Raw genomic sequence first — 19878 nt, forward strand, 5'->3', positions numbered from 1 at the left:
GTTCTTGTCCTTATGAAACCGGTTTCATTTTTTGATGACAGCAGGCACGCAGGTGCCTGCCTGTGATTACTGTGGCTGGGTTGAACCTCGGATGATCAGCTCGGCCTTGAAGTCGATGCGCCGGGCTGCCCCGCTGTCGCCGCGCAGGCGGCCAAGCAGGCTCTCGAATGCCGCCACGCCGATTCGCTCGGTGGGCTGGGCCAGTGCAGTGATGCCGCTGCCGACCAAGGGGTACCACTCGAGGTCGTCGAGGGCGATCAGCCCGACGTCCACGAACAGATTGCGCCCTGCTTCGTGCAGGGCCCGGGTCACGGCCAGGGTGGCGACACCGTTGAAGGTGAAGATGGCCTGCGGGCCATGACCCCCGCCGGCGAGGAACGAAGCCAGCTGGCCATCCAGCCCGGCGCCGATTTCCAGCACCTGCTGGCGCATGCCGGGGCGACGGCTGACCGAGGTGCCGAACGCCTGTACTCGCTCCAGGCGCGAGCTGGTGCCATCGAGGGGTTCGGTTACCGCCAGGATGTCGCGGTAGCCTTGAGCTTGCAGGTGGTTGAGGGCCTGCTCGACCGCGTCGGCATTGTCCAGGCCCACCAGGTCGACATTCAGTTCGGGCAACTGGCGGTCGACCAGCACCATGGGGATGTCGCGCTGCAGGTTGAGCAATTCGCCGGGGTGATGGCCAAGCGTGTTCACGATCAGCCCTTCGACGTTGTAGGACTGCAGGGCCACCAGATGGTGACGCTCCTGCTCGTCGTCGCGGTTGGTGTTGCACACCACCAGGCTGTAGCCATGCTGGCGGCAGGCTGTTTCCACGCCATGCATCACGGCCACTGAATAGGGGTTGAGGATATCGGCCACCAGCATGCCGATCAGGCGCGTCTGGCCGCGCTTCAGGCCACGGGCCATCTGGTTGGGGCGGTAACCGAGGCGCTCGATGACCTCTTCCAGGCGCTTGGCGGTGGCTTCGGCGAGCAACTGGCGGTCACCGCCGATGTAACGGGAGACGGTGGCCTTGGAAACGCCAGCGACACGCGCTACTTCGCTGATGGTGACCCGTTCGCGGGCATGGGCAGGCGCGGCGGTCATGGGCTGTCCTTATGATTGTTGTGATAGCGATGAAACCGGTTTCAATACAGCAAAATCGCACGCGTTCGTCAACATGCCGTTGGTCGGGAGTGCGATATCCACGCATAGTAAATGCAATAAGAATGCTATTTAACTAACTGATAAATATAGAAAAGTAAATGCGAAACCCTGTGGGAGCGGGTTCACCCGCGAATGCGATTTTGAATGTGCCGACGCATTCGCGGGTAAACCCGCTCCCACAGTGGATTGGGGGTGCAGACAGAGGGATGCAGTTAACGAAGGGATTTCACGTCACTGGCAGTGACGACACTGCCCTGGTTACCCCAACTGGTGCGAATGAAGTTCACCACCTCGGCAACCTCCTGGTCACTCAGGCGCCAGCCGAAAGCCGGCATGGTAAAGTTCGACGGTGCCGCGTGCGTCGCCGGCACCGTGCCCCCCGCCAATACCACGTGGATCAGCGATGTGGCATCCGCCGTCTGCACCACCGGGTTGCCGGCCAGGGCCGGGAACACGCGGGTATAGCCCTGGCCATCGGTACGGTGGCAGGCCGCGCAATTGTCGATGTACACCACCGCCCCGGGCTTGCTGTCGTCACCCTTCCATAGCGCATCCGCCACCTGTTTGTCGTACACGTGCGGCTGGTCGTCAGGGTTGCTTGGCGGCAACGTCTTCAGGTAGCGGGCGATAGCGGTCAGGTCGGCGTCGCTCATGTGTTGCATGCTGTGCTCGACCACGTCGCTCATGCCACCGAACACGGCGCTGCGGTCGCTACGGCCAGTCTTGAGAAACTGCACCAGCTGCTCTTCGCTCCAGCTACCCAGGCCGTCCTTGTGGTCGCCACGCAGGTTCTTGGCAATCCAGCCTTCCAGCGGTGCACTGCCGGCCAGGAACTGCTCGCCATCCTGTGGGCTCAGTGCCTTTTCCTGCATGGTCAGCGCCCGCGGCGTATGGCACGCACCACAGTGCCCCAGGCCCTCGACCAGGTAGGCACCGCGGTTGACCACCGGGTCGGCTGCCGCCGATGCCTGCCAGGGCTTGGCCTCTGGCGCGAACAACCCGCGCCAGACCGCCAGCGGCCAGCGCATGCTCAGCGGCCAAGGGATATCGGTGGCCTTGTTCGGCTGCTCGACCGGTTCCACGCCCTTCATGAAGTAGGCATACAGCGCCTGCATGTCCTGCTCGTTGACGCGCGCATAGGACGGGTATGGCATGGCGGGATACAGGGTGCTGCCATCCTTGCCGATGCCCTTGCGCACCGCCTGGTCGAAGTCTTCGAAGCTGTACTGGCCGATACCACTGGCCGCCGGGGTGATGTTGGTGGAGTACACCGTGCCGATCGGTGTTTCCATCGGCAGCCCACCGGCGAACGGCTTGCCGCCCTTGGCGGTATGGCAGGCGACGCAGTCGCCGGCGCGGGCCAGGTACTCGCCCTGGCGCACCTGCGCATCGTCATTCGGCGCAGCCTGTGCAGCCACGCTGGCACCCAGCAGGGTTGCGATCAACATTGTCTTCATGCGCATCGCTCCTCAAGCCTGAACCAGCGGGCCAGGGTTTTTCAGGTACTGCTCGCGGATGGCGCGGGCCGACCAGTAGGTCAGCGCAGCCACCAGCCCGGTCGGGTTGTAGCCCAGCCCTTGGGGGAACGCCGAAGCCCCCGGAACGAACACGTTATGCACGTCCCAGCTTTGCAGGTAGCGGTTCAGGGCACTGGTCTTCGGGTCGGTGCCCATGATCGCGCCGCCGTTCAGGTGGGTGGTCTGGTAGCTGGCGGTGTTGAAGTGGTCCTTGACCTTCTTGCCCAGCACGGCAATGGTCTTGGGGTTCATCGCCTGGGCGATCTTGCTCAGCTTGTCGACCATGAACTGGTTCATCCTGATGTCGTTTTCCTGCCAATCGAAGGTCATGCGCAGCAGCGGCTGGCCGTAGGCGTCGCGGTAGGTCGGGTCGAGGTCCAGGTAGTTGCCACGGTAGGACTGATGGGCACCATGCGCGTCCATCGACACCTGGTGGGTGTAGTAATCGGCGGTGGCCTTCTTCCAGGCGCTGCCCCAGGCCGGTGTGCCAGGCGGGGTGGCGCCGCCGGCAATCGGCCGTGTGCCGGCCTGGTTCACCCACATTGGCGAGCCACCGACGAAGCCGTGCGGGCCATGATCGAAGTTGTCGGCGTTGAAGTCATCGATGGCGATGCCGTTGCCACCGGCGCCGATGAAGTTGTTGGTGTAGGTGTCCTTGTCGAAGAACGCCTTGACCGTGCCCATGTTCTGGTAGGCGAAGTTACGCCCGACCACGCCTTCGTTCCTGATGGGGTCGTACGGTTTGCCGATGCCGGACAGCAGCATCAGGCGCACGTTGTTGAACTGGAATGCCGCCAGAATCACCAGGTCCGCTGGCTGCTCCACTTCCCGCCCCTGGGCGTCGATGTAGGTGACGCCGGTGGCCTTGCGCTTGCTGTCGTCCAGGTTCACCCGCAGCACATGGGCGTTGGGCCGCAATTCGAAGTTCGGCACCTGGCGCAGCGCCGGCAGGATGTTCACGTTGGGCGAGGCCTTTGAGTACATGTAGCACACGTAGCCGCTGCAGAAACCGCAGAAGTTGCATGGCCCCATCTGCGCCCCGTACGGGTTGGTGTACGAGCCGGAGGTGTTGGCCGAGGGCAGGTTGTAGGGCTTGTAGCCCAGGCTGGCCGCCGCCTTTTCGAACAGCCTGGCCGACACCACGTTTTTCTGCGAAGGCAGCGGGAACGGGCTGGAACGGTCTGGCGCATAGGGGTTGCCGCCCTTCCCTTCGCCAACGACCTGGCCGTTGACGGTCCAGGCCTGGCCAGAGGTACCGAACACCTTCTCGGCGAAGTCGAAGTGCGGTTCCAGTTCTTCGTAGCTGACCCCGAAGTCCTGGATAGTCATGTCTTCGGGGATGAACTTGCGCCCGTAGCGTTCTTCGTAGTGGCTGCGCATGCGCAGCTCCATCGGGTCTACCCGGAAGTGCACGCCAGACCAGTGCAGGCCTGCGCCACCTACACCTTTGCCCGGCAGGAAGGCACCGAGCTGGCGATTGGGCAGCGCCACGTCGTTCATGCCGTGGCGGATGGTGACGGTCTCTTTCGACACATCGACGAACAGCTTCTTGCGCACGCTGTAGGTCAGCTCATCGATCACCTGCGGGTAGCTGCCTTCCGGGTAGGTGTCCTGCATCGGCCCCCGCTCCAGGGCCAGCACTTGCAGCCCCGCCTCGGTCAGTTCCTTGGCCATGATCGCGCCGGCCCAGCCGAAGCCCACGATCACCGCGTCCACTTTCTTCATCACGGTTGCCATGCCTCAGGCCCTCTCGCCACGGATCGAAACGGCGGGGAACGGGTAAGGCTCGTTGCGCTCGACCCAATCCATGAAATCGGCACGGGCGCCGGGGAAGCCGATCTGGGTCCAGCCGACCATGCCTTTGTTGCCGCCATGGATCGGGTCGCAGAAGAACCCTTCACGGGTGTTCTGCACCAGCAGGCTGAAGAACACCTTGGCTGGCACGGCGTCGAAAACCAGCTCTCCAGCCTCGACCTTGCTGAGAATGCGGTCTCGGGTAGCGCTATCTTGCGCAGCAAAAACTTGCCCGGAATTGGCCTTGCACCAGCCATCCACGGCGGCGATGCCCAGGCGGTAGATCTGTTGCGGGCTGAGTTGCAGCTGGTACCCCAGTTCGGGCGCGGCGTCGGCCTTGAAAGGGCCTTGCATGTACCACTGCGCGCCAGTTGCGTAGGGGGTGTTCATCTGCCGGTCGATGAATTCGGCAGCGCCGGCTTCAAGTGCGCCAGGGCCAAGTTCGTCGGCCGGGATGATGCGCGAGACGGCAGCCTGCACGAAGGCCCACTCCTCGGCAGTGAAGAAAGTCGGCTGGTAGTTGCCTGCTGGCGGCGTGGCCGGCACTTTGGGCTCGTGTTGCGGGGCCGCAAGCAGCTGACTGGCACCCACGCCAAGCCCCGTGCTGGCCACTGTGACCACAGGGATCAAGGTCAAGGTCTTGCGCAGAAAGTCCCTGCGCGGATTGTCGGGGGCATGCTCAGGCATTGCGAATCCTCATCGGCTGTGTGCGGCCTTGAAAAGCGCCATCTGATTTTCAATATGGGGGGTGGTCTTGATGGGCCATCAAGAAAACAGCCGGATAATCTAGCGCGTTCAGAAATGTTTTGAAACCGGTTTCAGGCTTGATTTCAAAGGGCTGGCGGGCTTTGCGGCCGACCTGCCTTGGCTGGCTACATGGGGTATTCGCCGCAAGACAGCACCTACAGGGCCGCGTTCAATTGATTGGGTCGGTACCACCTGCCCCAGTCCCCAACCTTGGGGACACGGTGCCCAACGCCCCCCCCCTGCAATCGCCCTTGCACGAGAATTGGATCCCTTGCCCTGCAAGGGCTGCAGCACATTTTTTCTGCCTTGGCACGCCTATTGCCGATCTCCTGCCAGACGCCCCAAGTCCATGGGCCCGTTTGCAGGAGGAAATGTCTCATGCACCGACCGATACCCCACCCGCTGGCATTGGCCATTTTCGCCGGCATGCTCCAACTCCCGGCGCAGGCTGCCTTGAACGCTGTCGATCCAGGCGCCTATGTTCCCGCCAACGGTGGCTTCCCAGCCTGGTACCAGGACAGTCACGGTCGTACCCTCGACCTGTGCCTGACAAAGGCGGTCAGCTCGCGTGTGCCTGGCGCACCCGGCGCACCTTCGTACATGTGCACGCTGCTGCCCACCCCCGGCGTGTTCGACGATACCCAACCCATTGTCTTCCCCACCAACTTCCCTGACGAGGCGTTCTGGTTCACCGCCGACGCCGCCATCGTCGACGCCACCCGCGGCATCGACCTCAGCTACGGCACCGCGATCGAAGCGGCATTTGCCGCCGAAGAACCGGTCGACGGCGACCAGGTCAGCTTCGCCCGGGTGCGTATCCGGGTCGACGTGCCAACCGCCGGCACCTACGTGGTCACTCACCCCTACGGCGTCGAAGTGTTCGACGTACCTGCGCCCGGGCGCCGGGCGATCAACATGACCCGCGACATCGGCATTGCCGGCGCAGGCGACTTCACCGGCGCCCTGAAAGGCGATGTCGGGCCGTTCCTGCGCAGTGTCAACGGCCCCTACACCGAAGGCAGCGAGCGCTTCATCGGCGACCCGAACCTGGAAGAACGGGTGACCGGCAGCCCCTTCAATACCAACTACGTGCGCATCGAAGGCCCCGGCGGCATCGACCTGCGCACCGAGCTGTTCGCGGTTTCGGGCAAGCTTTCCGAAGTGACCCTGCCAACCCCGCTGATGCCGCAACGCAGTACCTACTCGCGGCATACCGAGAACGGCGACCTGCGCGCCCAGCAGGACATCTTCGTGATGGCCCCGCCGCCACCGGCCAGCGTCACCCTGACCAGCCAGACACCCAACCTGAACCTCACCGAGGCCAACGGTACCGGTGCCTGGTACGCCCAGTCGGTGCTCGACCCGGCCGCCGGGACGATCCTGACGCTGACCGCCGACAACAGCGTGGCGATCCCTGCCAGCAGCCTGACCACCACCAATGTACCGCTGACCGACCTGGTCGTTATCACCCAGGCCCAGTTCCGTCTGTCCACCGGCGAGCTGACCCTGGTGGCCAGCACCAGCGACGAAACCTCGCCGCCAGTGCTCACCGCACACACCGGCAACGGCACGCTGATCGGCAACCTGAGCGGCACAGGCGCCGTGAAGACGCTGAGCACCAGCCTCTCGCCGATCCCGCCGGCCAAGGTGCAGGTCACCAGTACCAACGGCGGTAGCGACACCGAAGACGTGGTGCTGGTGCCATGAACAGACAAAGGCTCAGCCTTCAAGGAGGCAGCATGAACACTTGGTCGCGCCGTGCGCTGTTGGCCGCCGGTTTCTCCCTTACCGTTACCAGCGCCGCGTTTGCCGCGCTGTCCGATGTCGACCCGGGGCCCTACACCTTCGCCACCGGTGGCTATCCGATGTGGTACAAGGACAGCCTCGACCAGTCCCTGGAGCTGTGCCAGTCCCGTGCTACCAGTACGCGTGCGCCAGGCGCGCCGGGGGCACCGGCCTACATGTGTACCTTGTTGCCCGAGCCCGGCATCTATGACGATACCCTGCCGCTGGTGTTCCCGGACAACTGGCCTCCCGAGATGTTCTGGTTCCTGGCGGAAACCACCATTCCGCAGGTCGGCAACAGCGGCTATGAACTGGAGGTTTATGTAGCCGGGGTGGAGGCTGCCTTCGCCGCCGAAAACCCTGTCGATGGTGACCAGCAAAGCTTCGCCCGGATCCGCATCCGTGCTTCGGTTCCAAGTACCGGTACCTACACAATCACCCATCCCTACGGGGTGGAGACGGTCAACGTCACCACGGCGGGGCGTCGGGCGATCAACATCACCCGGGACATTGGCATTGGCGCACCAGGCAACTTCCGGGGAGCGCTGGCGGGGGCGATCGGCCCTTGGCTGAAGGGTGTTGGCGGGCCTTACACCGAGGTCAACCCCGATACCGGCGCCATCGAAACCTACATCGGCGACCCCAATATCACCGAGGCGGTGACCGGTAGCCCCTTCAATACCAACTTCGTGCGCATTCAAGGCCCCGCTGGCACCATCCAGACCAACACCTTCACTGTTTCAGGCAAGGTACTCGACCAACGGGCCCAGACCCCGGTCAGCCTGGAACGCGCCACCTATTCGCGCAATGCCACCGGCACCCGTACGGAAGTGTTCGCCAAGGCGCCCAGCGCAGCCAGCCTGTGCATGCGCAATGGCATTGCCCTGGTCGGCACCCCGCCTTCGCCGTGCCAGTACACCCTCACCGCCGACAACAACGGGCTGTTCTTCCACCAGCAGTTCGGCCAGGAAGCACCGCCTGCTGTGGTGGTGGTCACCGCCAGCGACAGCGCCGGCGGTACCCAGCCAACCGCGCTGTCGAGCAAGCTCACCGACGTGGTCAAGGTCGGCACCGCACGCTACGACTGGGCCAACAAGCGCCTGTTGATAGAGGCCAGTTCCAGTGACGAAGTGGCGGTCCCGGACCTGATCGCCCAAGGCTACGGTCGCCTGTCCAAGGCGGGCACGCTGCAGAGCCTGACCGTCAACGACGTGCCGCAGCCACCAGCCACCATCACGGTGAAGTCGGCACGCGGCGGCAGCGATGTCGAACCGGTAGTCGTGGTCGGCAACGCGCCGGTCGAGGCGGCCAACCAGCCGCCGCTGGCCCAGGCCGATACCGGCAGTACCAGCGTGGGCATCCCGATTACCCTCAACCTGCTGCAGAATGACAGCGACCCGGATGGCAACGTACCGCTGACCATCAGCGACCTTACCCAGCCCGGTACCGGTCTTGGCGGCGTGGTGATGAACGGCACCACCTCGGTCACCTACACCCCGCCAGCCGGGGCCACGCAACCCGTGGTGGCCACCTTCAGCTACCGGGCGGTGGACGCCAAGGGCCTGAAGTCGGAACCGGCCACGGTCACCATCAACGTGGCGCCCAACCAGGCCCCGACCGCCAACCCGGAAACGGTCGCCACCCTGGGCGTGCCTTTGACCATCAACGTGCTGGCCAACGACACCGATCCGGAAGGCAACGTACCGCTGAGCGTTGCTGCCGTCACCCAGCCGGCTGCCGGCCGGGGCACCGTCAGTACCGACGGCACCACGGTGACCTACACCCCACCGGCCACGGTGACCACGGCCTTCACCACTACCTTCACCTACCAGGCTCGTGACTCGCTGGGGGCCCTGTCCAACGCCGGCACCGTCACCGTCAACGTATCGCCACGGCCCGCCGCCGAAACCTTCACGGTCACGACCGCCACGGTCACGGCACGCTCCAACAACCGTTACAACTGGGACCTCAGCGGTACTTCGTCGGTCACCACCGGCAATACCGTCACCGTGCGGGTAACCACCACTACCGGCGTGCAGACCCTTGGCACCGCCACGGTGGCGCTGACCGGCCGCTGGCGCCTGGCGGTGAGCAACAGCACCACGATCATCCCGACTGCGGCACCGACGGCGACGATCACCACCAGCCAGGGCACCACACGCACCGTCAACGTAACCGTGCAGTAAAGGCCGGAGGTTGCAATGAGACGCCTGTTCTCCCTGCTGCTCGGCCTGGCTGTGGTGGGCCAGGCCTGCTGGGCCGAGGACCTGCTGGACAATGCCGACCTCGCACCCGGCAACGACCTCGGCGAACCGGTGATCATCCGCCTGCTGCCGGCCAGCGCCGGCCAGGCTGCGGTGATCGAGCAGCAAGGCGCGGGCAACCGCGCCGCCCTCGACCAGAACGGCCAGGCCCTGTTGGGCCGCATCGTCCAGGCCGGTGGCGCGCAGGAAGCGTACATCTTGCAGGAAGGCAGTGACCTGATGGCCCTCATCAGCCAACAGGGGAATGGCAACAGCGCGTCGATCCGCCAGACCGGCAGCAGCAACAGTGCGGCCATCGAGCAGATCGGCAACGACAACAGCGCCAGCATCGTGCAGTCCGGCACAGGCCTGAACAGCTCCGTGACCCAGGCCGGCAATGGCCAGCACGTGCAGATAACCCAATACCGATAGACCTGGAGGCACCCCCATGTACAAGCTCGCTCCGTTAAGTGCCGCTATCGTCCTGGCCCTCGCAGGTCAGGCCATGGCTGCTGACAGCACCTCGTCCCAGACCCAGGATGGCAAGGAAAACATCGCTGAAGTCAGCCAGTCCCTGGCGCCATTCGCTTCGGCTACCCAGACCCAGACCGGCAAGGGCAATAACCACCTGGCGGTGCAATCGGATAGCACCAGCGATATCCAGCAGAGCGCCAACGGCCAATACAACGCAGGCTACGCCGACCAGCTGTTCGAGAACGGCAGCCAGGTCACCCAGCACGCAAGCGGCAGCTACAACGATGCCTTCGCCAGCCAGTCACTGGGCTTGGGCAACCAGTCGCTGCAAACCCAGCAAGGCGCGCAAAACGCCTCGACCGTATGGCAGGAAAGCCAGGAAGGCAGCAAGGCCACCACCTGGCAATCCGGCCAGCGCAACGAAGCTTTCATCGAGCAGATCTTTGGTGGCAGCAACAACCGCAGCAGCATCAACCAGACCGGCCAGGAAAACTACGCCGCCGCCGAGCACCTGAGCTACGTCGATGGTGATATCCAGGTCTACCAGGACGGCACGGGCAACTGGGCGTATGGCGACCAGCGCGACGGCACCGGCGGCACCATCGGCATTGGCCAGTACGGTGGCGGCAACTCGGTGGAAGTGTGGCAGGACAACCAGACCGCCAGCCAGGCATCAGTGACCCAGTCCGGCCAGATGAACGAAGGCTATATCGACCAGAGCTTCGGCATGAACAACAAGGTCAGCCTGTCGCAACAGGGCACGGCCAACGCCAGCTGGTCGGACCAGTTCGAGACCAGCAACTCCACCACCACCATCACCCAGACTGGTAGCAACAACGTGCATTTTACCTACCAGAACGGTGAAAACCTCAACCTGACCATCAACACCAAGGGCACTGGCAACAGCGTTACCGCCAGCAACTGGAAAGGCGCCAAGATGGGCGGCCAGTTCGGTACCAACCAGACTGCCACCATCAACCAGAATGGCAATGGCAACGGCGCCAACCTGACCCAGAACGGTGACAACCAGCTGGCCACGCTGACCCAGAAAGGCACCGGCAACCAGATGGAGACCAAGCAGGCCGACATGAACAACGAGCTGTACTTCGAACAGAACGGCACCGACAACATCCTGATCGCCGACCAGCGTGGCACCGACAACTATGCCTACGGCAACAGCCAGGGCAACGGCAACGTCATCAACCTGGACCAGTCCGGGTACAGCAACCAGAGCTACACCAACCAGCTGTACGGTAGCGGCAACGAAGCCAACATCAAGCAGGTTGACAGCTACAACATTGCCTACGTGACCCAGGGAGGCCAGGGCAACAAGGCGTATGTCGACCAGAGCGGTGTGACCCAGACCGCGACCATCAGCCAGCTGGGCAGCGCGAACGTGGCCACTGTGACCCAGCAGTAGATCGCTCCCCCCTTGAACCGCGGTGCTCCTCTCCCTGGTGCCGCGGTTCCTTTTTATTCCTGTCAGAACTTCTTTTCTTGCCGACCTTTTCGCGGGCACGCCCGCTCCCACAGGTGCTCTACCGCCGTCAAAGCCTGCGCCAACCCTGTGTGCGGGCATGCCCGCGAATAGGCCAAGCCTGCCAAGCGCATTACAATGGTCCACACCCCAACCGATGCCTGCCCCATGATCCAGTCCGACCTCGACCTGTTCGGCACCCAGCCGCAACGCCTGGCCAGCCACACCGTGCTGCTGCCCGGCTTCGCCCTGGCCGAGATCGAGGCCCTGCTCGATGCCCTGCGCCCGGTGCTGCGTGCCGCGCCGTTCCGGCACATGCACACCCCGGGCGGCCTGCGCATGGTGGTAGGGCTGACCAACTGCGGCACGTTGGGTTGGGTCAGTGACGAACACGGCTACCGCTACAGCCCCTGCGACCCGCTCAGCGGCAAACCTTGGCCCGCCCTGCCCCCCGTGTTGCTCGAACTGGCCGCCTGCGCTGCGAGCATGGCCGGGTTCGACGGTTTCGTACCGGATGCCTGCCTGGTCAACCATTACCTGCCGGGCACCCGCCTGAGCCTGCACCAGGACCGCGACGAGCGGGACTTCGGCCAGCCGATCGTGTCGGTGTCGCTGGGCTTGCCGGCGGTGTTCCTGTTCGGTGGCCTGCAGCGCACCGACAAGACCCAGCGCATCCCGCTGAGCCACGGCGATGTGCTGGTCTGGGGTGGCGAGGACCGCCTGCGCTTTCACGGCGTGCTCCCGATCAAGCCTGGCGTGCATCCGCGCCTCGGTGAACGGCGGATCAACCTGACCTTGCGCAAGGCCGGTGGCTGAAGCGGCCAACGGCCCTTAACCGGCGCAAACAGGATGAACGCGCATGAAACAGGTTGAACATCTTGGCCTGGCAAGCTTCAAACGATATGCCATGCCCTGTTCAGCCTGGAGCCCGCCATGCCCTACCAGCCCTGTTACCCGCCCTCTCAAAGCGGAGCCGCGCGCCTATGAAAATGCCCTGCCGCGCGCCCAATGCCTCACTACAGCTCGATTACGTACGCGACACCCTGTTCGGCCCGGTGGCGCAAAGCGTGGAGTGCCAGTGCCAACTCGCCGCCCTCGACCTGCAAGGCCGCCCCGGCCTGCGCCTGCACATTTGCCCGCCCCTGCCCGACAAGGTCGACCGCGCCCACAGCGTGGCCTTCGTCTGGGACGGGCGCAGTTACCACGGAGTGGTCCGCGACCAGGGCAAGTGCGGTGATGGCGGCCTGAACCTGCTGCTGGAACTGCTGTAAGACGATCAACGGCGATCAACCCGGCTGAACCCACCGGGCGCGTCACGTCTCCATAGCAAAAGGGCCCATGCCTGCCGGAGAACGCGGAGAACGTCAATGAACAGTCCGTTGCTCAAGCTCTTCACTCACCCCGCCGACGCCTGGCTGGAAATCCGCCGGGCCGAGGAAGACCACCCGCAGCAATATCTGCCGCGCCTGTTGGCCCTGGCACTGATCCCCGCTGTGTGCCTGTTCGTCGGCACGACCACCTTCGGCTGGAGCCTGGCGGCCGAGGAACGGGTGCGCCTGAGCATGACCAGCGCCGCCCAACTGGCGGGCTTGCTCTACGCCACAACGGTCGTCGGGGTAATGTTGATGGGCACGATGATCCGCTGGATGTCGCGCGGTTTCGATGCACAGCCCAGCCTCAACCAGTGCATCGGCTTTGCCGCCTACTGCGCCACACCATGGTTCTTTGCCGGGGTGGTCGGCCTGCTACCGATCCGCTGGCTGGCGCTGGCGGCACTGCTGGCTGCCTCGGCGTATGCCAGCGTGTTGCTGTATGGCGGATTGCAGACCTTCCTGCGGCTGAAGAAGGAACAGGCCATGCTGTTCGCGACCTGCGTGTGGGGGGTGGGGTTACTGCTGCTGGTCACCATCCTGGTGGCGATGATCCTGTTCTGGTTCAACGGCCTGATGCCGGAATATGTGCGCCCGGCCAGCGTGGGCTGACCGGGGCGCGGCAGGCGCCTCAGGCAATCGCCTTGAGTGTCGCCGGGTGGCTGTCACGCAGCGCGTGCAGCTGCCCCACCAGGTTGACCAGATCACGGCAACTGTTGAGGCTTTGCAGGGGGACACCGCTCAGGGTCACGCCCTCGTCGAGGCTCTGGCCCTGACCCAGGCGTATGGTCAGGTTGGCGCCATCCGTGCAGCTGACTTCGCAACGGTCGGGCAGGCAGGCCTGCTCGATCATCTGCCGCATTTCTAGCATCGAAACTCCTATCAACGACATGGTACGACCCTCTCTTTGGGGTGGCCTGTTGTGTGAGTACGCCTTTGTCGGGCGAGGTGCCAATTGATATTGCGCATGCCCGGGCAGGCGCTCATGCGCCTGGGCAATGATCATGCAGGGAATCCTCTAGCACCTTAGTGGAAGATTGCCTGCGCGGGCTGCGCGTTCGAACGCAATGGCAGAATTAGCGACGAGCGGTCCCGGCAGGCCCCAGCGATGCGCAAAGATGCTGTGCCGCATAGGCTCGCCACGGTCGCCATGCAAGGGCTCGTTGCGCAAGTTGGGCGTCCTCGCCTTCGAGCAGGCGCAACGCCTTGATCAACGCCACATCGCCCAGCGGCAAGGCATCGGCCGCGCCGGCCTGGCGCAATGCCAGGTAGTGCGCACTCCAGGGGCCGATACCCTTGAGCTGGCACAGGTTGCGCAGCAGTTCATCCAGCACCTGCCCGCGGCGCAGCAACCTGGGCTCGGCGAGCAATGCATTGGCCAGCGTGCCCAGGGTGGCGGCGCGCGCTCGCGGCATGCCCATGCCATCGAACTTCGCAACTGCCAATACCGGCAACGCCGGGAATACGTGGCTCAGGCCGGGTGCGGGCCAGCGCAAGGGCACGCCGTGGCGTTGCACCAGGCGGCCGGCCAGGGTCATGGCCCCGGCCACACTGACTTGCTGGCCCAGCACAGTGCGCATGGCCTGTTCGCAGGCGTTCCAGCCTTGTGGCACGCGCAGGCCTGGGCGCTCCTGTAGCAGGCGGGCCATCAGCGGATCGCGGGACAGTTCGGCATTGATGCGCGCGGGGTCGGCATCGAGGTCGAAGACCCGCCTCAGCCTGGCGGTCAGGCCGGGTAGCGCGTGGGCCGGGACGCCTTCAAGGCGGACCCGCAGGTACTGGCTGCCCAAAGGTTTGGCGTGCAAGACGGCGTGGCGGCCGGCAATTACCAAGGTACGGCGGTAGGTGCCGTCGAGGCAGGTCTCGATGCCGGGGATGCAGCGGGCAGCGAGGAAGGCCAGGGTCGAGGGCCAGTGGTAAGGGGCACGGTAGCGCAGCCACAAGGTGTGGTGGCCGGGGGTGGGCAATGATCGGCGTACGGCGTGCAGGGGGGTGAGCTTTGGCATAGCTGCATCATGCCAGCAAATGTAATAGCTGTACCGGCCCTATCGCCGGCAAGCCAGCTCCCACAGGTACAGCGTTGCTCTCGAGATTGTCGCTGTACCTGTGGGAGCTGGCTTGCCGGCGATAAGGCCGGACAATCCATTCAATCAGCCAGAATCAATGCGCCGCACCGTCCCGCGCTTCCTGCATCTGCCCGAACCGCCCGGCATGGAAGTCATCGAACGACTCGGCAATTTCCGCCTGGCTGTTCATCACGAACGGGCCATAGCCCACGATCGGCTCGTCGATCGGCTCACCGCTTAGCAGCAGAAAGCTGGCACCTTCCAGCGCTTCGACCGCGACGTCCTCGCCGCCCCGGTCAAACAGCACCAGGCTGGATGGGCCGGCTTCTCGCTCGCCGTTGATCCGCACGTTGCCGCGCAACACCACCAGCGCCGCATTGCGCCCGGCGGCAACCGGCAGCTGCAAGGTTGCACCGGCATTCAGGCGCAGGTCCCAGACATCCATCGCAGTAAAGGTCCGCGCCGGCCCCGAATGCCCACGATAGTCACCGGCAATCACTCGCAGACTGCCGCCCTCGCCGTCCAGCGTCACCACCGGGATGTCCTTGGCCAGCAGCGTCTGGTAGCCGGCCGCTGCGCGCTTGCCCCGCGCCGGCAGGTTGACCCACAGCTGTACCATCTCCAGCGTACCGCCAGTACGGGCGAAACCTGGGGAATGGAACTCTTCGTGGATGATGCCATTGGCAGCAGTCATCCACTGCACGTCGCCAGGGCCGATCAAGCCGCCAGCGCCGGTGGAGTCACGGTGTTCCAGTTCGCCCTGGTAGACGATGGTCACGGTCTCGAAGCCGCGGTGCGGGTGCTGGCCAACGCCGCGCCGCGCACTGGTCGGGGTGAAGTCATGAGGGCCGGCATAGTCCAGCAGCAGGAACGGGCTGATCTTGCTGGCCAGGTTGTCGTAGGTGAACAGGCTGCGCACCGGGAAACCATCACCTACCCAGTGGGCGTGGGGGCTGCGGTGAATACCCAGAATCGTTTTCATGAGAAGGCTCCTCTCTTGGTTGAGATAACCTTACCAGTGAGACCAATCAGGCAATAGCCGGCTAAAATGGCATGCATCGTCTCATTTAAAGGACAATCCACAGCCAGCTGTCTGGAAAAACTATCCCGCCGGTCCCTGCAGCAGGAAGGCCTGCACTTGTTCGGCGCACGCCTCAGGATGCTCTTGCATGAAGCAGTGCCCACCTGCAACCTGCCTGCCGCTGACCTTAGGGTTGAGTGCCACCAGGCGATTCACCGAATGCGGTACGAAGGGGTAGGTGTGCTCGCCGTACAGCACCCGCGTGGGCGTACGGATTGCCGCCAGGCTCGCCCACATGCGCTTGGGGAACGAACTGAATATTTCTACTTCGCGGCTGGGCCGGCACTTGAGCACCACCGCTTCGCCACAGTCGCCAATGGCATGCTCCACGTAGGCCCGCAGCGCCGCATCGGTCCACCCCTTGAAGATACCCCGCCCATGCAGCGAAGCCAGGGCTGCCTCGCGGTCGGGCCAGTGGCTGCGACGGCTGGCAGCCTTGCGCGCCAGGGCATGGCGCTGGTGCAAGCCGACCAGGGCTGCCATCCCCATCACACCCAGCATGCGCCGGCTGAACAGTACCGGGTCGAGCAGCACGGCACGCGTGAACAGTTGCGGTTCACTGGCCAGGATCAGGCCGGTGAGCACGCCACCGAAACTGTGCCCGACGGCAAAGCGCGGTACGTCACCATACTCGCCTCGCCCGGCTGCAAAAGCCTCCACCGCCAGCGCAGCGGTCCGGTTCCAGCCACGGAACACCCCGCCATGGTCGCTGTCACCATGGCCCTGCACATCGCTGAGCCACAGGTCGAAATGTTCGCCCAAGAGCATCAGCAATGGCTGGTAGGCCAGGCAGCAGAAGCCGTTGCCGTGCAGAAAATGCAGCAACGGCTTGCCACTGGCCGGGGTTCGCCAGCCCCGCAGGGTGAAGCCTTCGGCGCATTCGTGAGACCAGGGGATCAACTGCATCGGCTTGCTGTACTCGCGGGGTCAGGAAAACGCTGATTCTACAAACAGCAGCGGGTACAGTGAAATCACCAGCAACAAGGCCATCAGGACATTGAACAGCATCAGCCAGCGCGGGTTCTGCAACAAGTTGCGCAGGGCGCTGCCGAACATCACCCACACCCCGACGCTCGGCAGGTTGACCAGGGCGAACAAGGCGGCAATGACAATGACGTTGGTCACATAGCCCTGCGCCGGCGTGTAGGTGGTGATTGCCCCGACTGCCATCACCCAGGCCTTGGGGTTGACCCACTGGAATGCCGCTGCTCCCCAGAAGCCCAGCGGTTTGCGGGCACTGGACGAAGCTGTGCCGACCGGCCCGGAGGTGGCGATCTTCCAGGCCAGGTACAGCAGGTAGGCGGCACCGGTGTAACGCAATACCGTATACAGCGCCGGCCAGGCCTTGAACACCTCGCCCAGGCCCAGGCCGACAGCCAGCACCATCACCATGAAACCGACACTGATGCCCAGGGCGTGGGGGATCGAGCGACGCACACCGAAATTCACCCCAGAGGCAAGCAGCATGGTGTTGTTGGGGCCAGGAGTAATGGAAGACACGAAGGCGAACAGCACGAAGGCGGTCAGCAGGTCGGCAGAGGCAAGCATGGCAGGCAATCCACTTTTTTTATGGGTGCTGTCACACTAACGGAGTCGCTCTCCTCTGCGACCGATACAGTTTCACTAAATTGTGTAGATACACATCGCTGTACCGCTACCATCAGATCAAGGAAGCCGTCCCATGAGCCTCACCATCCGTCCTGCCGTTCGCGCCGACGCCGAGCAGATACTTGCCTTCATCACCGAACTGGCAGAGTACGAACGCGCCCGCCACGAGGTAATCGCGAGCGTTGCCGATATCGAGCACAGCCTTTTTGGCGAGGGCAGCACCGTGCATAGCCTGATGTGCGAGCGCGATGGCCGGGCAATCGGCTTTGCTGTGTATTTCTACAGCTACTCGACCTGGCTCGGGCGCAACGGCATCTACCTGGAAGACCTGTACATAACGCCCGAGCAGCGCGGCGACGGTGCCGGGCGGCAATTGCTGCGGCACATCGCCCGCGAGGCGGTGGCGAAGAATTGCGGACGGCTGGAATGGAGCGTACTGGACTGGAACGAGCCGGCTATCGGCTTCTATCAGAAGCTGGGGGCCGAAGCGCAGGATGAGTGGGTGCGCTACCGGTTGGATGGCGAGAAGCTGGCGGCGTTTGCCCGGGGCTGACCGGGTGGATGCTCACGGCATAGACCACTACAGGTCGAACCGGCTTACATGAGGGCTTGAGTGTGCATGCCTTGAGCTTTTCAGCGCCGGTGAGATCGAGCGCCGCCCGCGCGGCGCTTCGCGGCACAAGGCCGCTCCTACATCTGTTTCCGGCCAATTACTCCTGTGCCAGGTGGGTTGCCGCCTTGGTGCTTGGCTGAAGATTGATGAGGAGCAGTCGTGCGCCCTTCGATATCGAATGGAACAAACAAGACGGACAGAGGTGAACTCACAGGAGTAACTGGCCCGAAACAGATGTGGGAGCGGCCTTGTGCCGCGAAGCGCCGCGCGGGCGGCGCTCGATCTCCCAGGCACTGCAAAACCAAAGCCCTACCATCAAGGCAATTGACGCCAGCCCCGCCCCATGGTCTCCTTATGCCTCGCGTTCAGGTGCCCCCGATGGGGGTGAAACGGGAAACCGGTGCGTCACAGGCCCTCCAGCAGGGCCGGACAAGGCCGGTGCTGCCCCCGCAACGGTAAGCGAGCGAAGCGTCTGTACCACTGTGCCTGATCCCCGGCATGGGAAGGTGACGCTTTCCAGGAGCCTGGCTCCTCCTCGCAAGCCCGGAGACCGGCCTGGCGTTCATGAACACCCCGCGGTGGGCGGGCGCTGTTGCATTCCCCTGGGCTGCCACGCTCGGGGCTGCCGCGCTTGCCCGTTGCCCACAAAAAGCAGAGGAACGCGTCATGCCCGTCACCAGCGCCAAGCAACACAGCATTACCACCCCCGTCACCCTCAGCCAGCGTGTCGTCATCGCCATCGGCGCCAGCCTGCTGGGCCTGTGTCTGGTGTACTTCGCCGGCTTTTCGCACATCGAGGCCGTGCACAACGCCGCCCACGACACCCGCCACAGCGCCGCATTCCCCTGCCACTGAGTACGCCCGATGATCACACGCATTGCCCGCACCGCGGGCTTCAGCGGGTTGCTGGCGGCCTTGCTGCTGACCCTGCTGCAGAGCTTTTGGGTCGCCCCACTGATTCTCGAGGCAGAAACCTACGAATCCTCGGCCCCCGTCGCCGAGCACGAGCATGCTGGCGAAGTGGCAGCGCATGAACACAGCGCCGAAGCCTGGACACCTGAAGACGGCTGGCAGCGAGTGCTGTCCACCACCGGCGGCAACCTGGTGGTCGCGGTCGGCTTCGCCCTGATTCTCACCGCCCTGTACAGCCTGCGTGAACCCAAGCGAGCCGGCACCGGCGCACTCTGGGGCCTGGCCGGCTTCGCCGTGTTCTGCCTGGCCCCGACCCTGGGCCTGCCGCCGGAACTGCCAGGTACTGCCGCAGCCGACCTGGGGCAACGCCAGGCTTGGTGGATCGGCACCGCCAGTGCCACCGCGCTGGGCCTGGCCCTGCTGGTGTTCGCTCGCCACTGGTTGCTGAAGGCGCTGGGCGCTGTGCTGCTGGTCATTCCCCATGTGATCGGTGCGCCGCAACCCGAAGTGCACGAGAGCCTGGCCCCCGCCGCCTTGGAAACCCAGTTCAAAGTGGCCTCCTGGCTGACCAACGCCGCATTCTGGCTGGCCCTGGGCCTGCTCAGCGCCTGGCTGTTCCGGCGCTCCAGCCAGGCCTGATGCCTGCCTTCTACGCCGGTTTCGGCTGTCGTCGGGGTTGCCCGGCGGATACGCTGGAAATCTTGCTACGCCAGGCCCTGGCCACCCAGGGCCTGGCGTTGGCCGACCTGCAAGGCATCGCCAGCATCAGCCTGAAGGCCGACGAGCCCGGCTTGCAGCAACTGGCCGAACGCCTCGGTCTGCCTTTGGTGTTGTACGATACCGCGCAGTTGCAACCCTACGAACTCCAGCTCAGCCACCGTTCCGCCGCTGCCCATGCCCACTGTGGCTGCTGGGGCGTGGCGGAGAGTGCGGCACTGGCCCTGGCCAGCCAGCGAGTTGGCACCGCCAGGTTGCTGCTGACACGCCAGGTACTGGGCCCGGCTACCCTCGCCCTGGCCTGTTGAACGTTTCACCCTCTTTCCTG

20 protein-coding genes and 1 riboswitch are annotated in these 19878 nt (G+C 64.3%); of the genes, 11 read left to right on the forward strand and 9 right to left on the reverse strand.

The window, feature by feature from the left end:
• Positions 1–66: 66 nt before the first annotated feature.
• From ptxS to WM94_RS26950, 4 genes are all read right to left on the reverse strand, one after another.
• The gene (ptxS, locus tag WM94_RS26935; protein WP_061552533.1) at positions 67–1086 is read right to left on the reverse strand and encodes a transcriptional regulator PtxS; all 1020 of its coding nucleotides are present in this window, start codon (positions 1084–1086) and stop codon (positions 67–69) included.
• Between the two features lie 272 nt (positions 1087–1358).
• A complete protein-coding gene (locus tag WM94_RS26940; protein ID WP_061552534.1) occupies positions 1359–2603 on the reverse strand; it encodes a cytochrome c in 1245 nt (414 codons plus the stop codon).
• Positions 2604–2615: 12 nt separating this feature from the next.
• Positions 2616–4400: a GMC family oxidoreductase gene (locus WM94_RS26945; protein ID WP_061552535.1), complete on the reverse strand. Its 1785-nt coding sequence runs from the start codon at positions 4398–4400 to the stop codon at positions 2616–2618.
• A 3-nt stretch (positions 4401–4403) separates the two neighbouring features.
• Positions 4404–5144: a gluconate 2-dehydrogenase subunit 3 family protein gene (locus WM94_RS26950; protein ID WP_061552536.1), complete on the reverse strand. Its 741-nt coding sequence runs from the start codon at positions 5142–5144 to the stop codon at positions 4404–4406.
• 438 nt (positions 5145–5582) lie between these two features.
• Between WM94_RS26950 and WM94_RS26955 the strand changes: the two genes are divergently transcribed.
• The 7 genes from WM94_RS26955 to WM94_RS26985 all read left to right on the forward strand — a co-directional run bounded on the left by WM94_RS26955 (position 5583) and on the right by WM94_RS26985 (position 13165).
• On the forward strand, positions 5583–6911 hold the full coding sequence (locus WM94_RS26955; RefSeq protein WP_061552537.1) for a hypothetical protein: 1329 nt from the start codon (positions 5583–5585) through the stop codon (positions 6909–6911).
• 32 nt (positions 6912–6943) lie between these two features.
• A complete protein-coding gene (locus WM94_RS26960) occupies positions 6944–9175 on the forward strand; it encodes an Ig-like domain-containing protein (protein ID WP_061552538.1) in 2232 nt (743 codons plus the stop codon).
• 15 nt (positions 9176–9190) lie between these two features.
• On the forward strand, positions 9191–9664 hold the full coding sequence (locus WM94_RS26965) for a curlin (protein ID WP_061552539.1): 474 nt from the start codon (positions 9191–9193) through the stop codon (positions 9662–9664).
• A gap of 16 nt (positions 9665–9680) precedes the next feature.
• Positions 9681–11126: a curlin gene (locus WM94_RS26970; RefSeq protein WP_061552540.1), complete on the forward strand. Its 1446-nt coding sequence runs from the start codon at positions 9681–9683 to the stop codon at positions 11124–11126.
• Positions 11127–11351: 225 nt separating this feature from the next.
• Complete coding sequence (alkB, locus tag WM94_RS26975; RefSeq protein WP_061552622.1) at positions 11352–11999, forward strand: DNA oxidative demethylase AlkB; 648 nt, start codon at positions 11352–11354, stop codon at positions 11997–11999.
• 167 nt (positions 12000–12166) lie between these two features.
• Positions 12167–12454 (forward strand): hypothetical protein, encoded by a 288-nt coding sequence (locus WM94_RS26980; protein ID WP_013972780.1) that lies wholly within the window; start codon positions 12167–12169, stop codon positions 12452–12454.
• 96 nt (positions 12455–12550) lie between these two features.
• The gene (locus tag WM94_RS26985; protein WP_015270517.1) at positions 12551–13165 is read left to right on the forward strand and encodes a Yip1 family protein; all 615 of its coding nucleotides are present in this window, start codon (positions 12551–12553) and stop codon (positions 13163–13165) included.
• A 19-nt stretch (positions 13166–13184) separates the two neighbouring features.
• Here WM94_RS26985 and WM94_RS26990 read toward each other — a convergent pair whose 3' ends face one another.
• From WM94_RS26990 to WM94_RS27010, 5 genes are all read right to left on the reverse strand, one after another.
• Positions 13185–13445 carry a DUF1652 domain-containing protein gene (locus WM94_RS26990; RefSeq protein WP_024087193.1) on the reverse strand — a complete coding sequence of 87 codons (261 nt, stop codon included), beginning with the start codon at positions 13443–13445 and terminating at the stop codon, positions 13185–13187.
• Between the two features lie 184 nt (positions 13446–13629).
• Positions 13630–14559: a DNA-3-methyladenine glycosylase gene (locus WM94_RS26995; RefSeq protein WP_061552541.1), complete on the reverse strand. Its 930-nt coding sequence runs from the start codon at positions 14557–14559 to the stop codon at positions 13630–13632.
• A gap of 154 nt (positions 14560–14713) precedes the next feature.
• Positions 14714–15601 (reverse strand): pirin family protein, encoded by an 888-nt coding sequence (locus WM94_RS27000; protein WP_061552542.1) that lies wholly within the window; start codon positions 15599–15601, stop codon positions 14714–14716.
• Positions 15602–15721: 120 nt separating this feature from the next.
• Complete coding sequence (locus WM94_RS27005) at positions 15722–16606, reverse strand: alpha/beta fold hydrolase (RefSeq protein WP_061552543.1); 885 nt, start codon at positions 16604–16606, stop codon at positions 15722–15724.
• Between the two features lie 21 nt (positions 16607–16627).
• Positions 16628–17248 (reverse strand): LysE family translocator, encoded by a 621-nt coding sequence (locus WM94_RS27010; protein WP_015270522.1) that lies wholly within the window; start codon positions 17246–17248, stop codon positions 16628–16630.
• Positions 17249–17381: 133 nt separating this feature from the next.
• On the opposite strand from WM94_RS27010, the gene WM94_RS27015 reads away from it, so the two are divergent.
• The 4 genes from WM94_RS27015 to WM94_RS27030 all read left to right on the forward strand — a co-directional run bounded on the left by WM94_RS27015 (position 17382) and on the right by WM94_RS27030 (position 19858).
• On the forward strand, positions 17382–17861 hold the full coding sequence (locus tag WM94_RS27015) for a GNAT family N-acetyltransferase (protein WP_003260330.1): 480 nt from the start codon (positions 17382–17384) through the stop codon (positions 17859–17861).
• 410 nt (positions 17862–18271) lie between these two features.
• Positions 18272–18495, forward strand: a riboswitch (cobalamin riboswitch).
• A 92-nt stretch (positions 18496–18587) separates the two neighbouring features.
• Entirely contained in the window at positions 18588–18776 is a 189-nt protein-coding gene (locus WM94_RS27020; protein WP_003258255.1) for a CbtB domain-containing protein, read from the forward strand.
• A gap of 9 nt (positions 18777–18785) precedes the next feature.
• Positions 18786–19472, forward strand: coding sequence for a CbtA family protein (locus tag WM94_RS27025; protein WP_061552544.1), 687 nt, complete (start codon positions 18786–18788; stop codon positions 19470–19472).
• Entirely contained in the window at positions 19472–19858 is a 387-nt protein-coding gene (locus WM94_RS27030; RefSeq protein ID WP_061552545.1) for a cobalamin biosynthesis protein, read from the forward strand. The genes WM94_RS27025 and WM94_RS27030 overlap by 1 nt, the downstream gene beginning before the upstream one ends.
• The last annotated feature ends 20 nt before the right edge of the window (positions 19859–19878 follow it).

This window comes from Pseudomonas sp. ABFPK (genome assembly GCF_001586765.1).
GTDB classification, from domain to species: domain Bacteria; phylum Pseudomonadota; class Gammaproteobacteria; order Pseudomonadales; family Pseudomonadaceae; genus Aquipseudomonas; species Aquipseudomonas asiatica.

Excerpts from the sequence above, each read along its gene's own strand:
- WM94_RS26970 (WP_061552540.1), top strand. The coding sequence starts at position 9,681 with ATGTACAAGCTCGCTCCGTTAAGTGCCGCTATCGTCCTGGCCCTCGCA.
- WM94_RS26955 (WP_061552537.1), top strand. The coding sequence starts at position 5,583 with ATGCACCGACCGATACCCCACCCGCTGGCATTGGCCATTTTCGCCGGC.
- WM94_RS27020 (WP_003258255.1), top strand. The coding sequence starts at position 18,588 with ATGCCCGTCACCAGCGCCAAGCAACACAGCATTACCACCCCCGTCACC.
- WM94_RS27000 (WP_061552542.1), bottom strand. The coding sequence starts at position 15,601 with ATGAAAACGATTCTGGGTATTCACCGCAGCCCCCACGCCCACTGGGTA.
- WM94_RS27030 (WP_061552545.1), top strand. The coding sequence starts at position 19,472 with ATGCCTGCCTTCTACGCCGGTTTCGGCTGTCGTCGGGGTTGCCCGGCG.
- alkB (WP_061552622.1), top strand. The coding sequence starts at position 11,352 with ATGATCCAGTCCGACCTCGACCTGTTCGGCACCCAGCCGCAACGCCTG.
- WM94_RS27005 (WP_061552543.1), bottom strand. The coding sequence starts at position 16,606 with ATGCAGTTGATCCCCTGGTCTCACGAATGCGCCGAAGGCTTCACCCTG.
- WM94_RS26950 (WP_061552536.1), bottom strand. The coding sequence starts at position 5,144 with ATGCCTGAGCATGCCCCCGACAATCCGCGCAGGGACTTTCTGCGCAAG.
- WM94_RS26940 (WP_061552534.1), bottom strand. The coding sequence starts at position 2,603 with ATGAAGACAATGTTGATCGCAACCCTGCTGGGTGCCAGCGTGGCTGCA.
- ptxS (WP_061552533.1), bottom strand. The coding sequence starts at position 1,086 with ATGACCGCCGCGCCTGCCCATGCCCGCGAACGGGTCACCATCAGCGAA.
- WM94_RS26960 (WP_061552538.1), top strand. The coding sequence starts at position 6,944 with ATGAACACTTGGTCGCGCCGTGCGCTGTTGGCCGCCGGTTTCTCCCTT.
- WM94_RS27025 (WP_061552544.1), top strand. The coding sequence starts at position 18,786 with ATGATCACACGCATTGCCCGCACCGCGGGCTTCAGCGGGTTGCTGGCG.
- WM94_RS26980 (WP_013972780.1), top strand. The coding sequence starts at position 12,167 with ATGAAAATGCCCTGCCGCGCGCCCAATGCCTCACTACAGCTCGATTAC.
- WM94_RS26985 (WP_015270517.1), top strand. The coding sequence starts at position 12,551 with ATGAACAGTCCGTTGCTCAAGCTCTTCACTCACCCCGCCGACGCCTGG.
- WM94_RS26995 (WP_061552541.1), bottom strand. The coding sequence starts at position 14,559 with ATGCCAAAGCTCACCCCCCTGCACGCCGTACGCCGATCATTGCCCACC.
- WM94_RS27010 (WP_015270522.1), bottom strand. The coding sequence starts at position 17,248 with ATGCTTGCCTCTGCCGACCTGCTGACCGCCTTCGTGCTGTTCGCCTTC.
- WM94_RS27015 (WP_003260330.1), top strand. The coding sequence starts at position 17,382 with ATGAGCCTCACCATCCGTCCTGCCGTTCGCGCCGACGCCGAGCAGATA.
- WM94_RS26965 (WP_061552539.1), top strand. The coding sequence starts at position 9,191 with ATGAGACGCCTGTTCTCCCTGCTGCTCGGCCTGGCTGTGGTGGGCCAG.
- WM94_RS26990 (WP_024087193.1), bottom strand. The coding sequence starts at position 13,445 with ATGTCGTTGATAGGAGTTTCGATGCTAGAAATGCGGCAGATGATCGAG.
- WM94_RS26945 (WP_061552535.1), bottom strand. The coding sequence starts at position 4,400 with ATGGCAACCGTGATGAAGAAAGTGGACGCGGTGATCGTGGGCTTCGGC.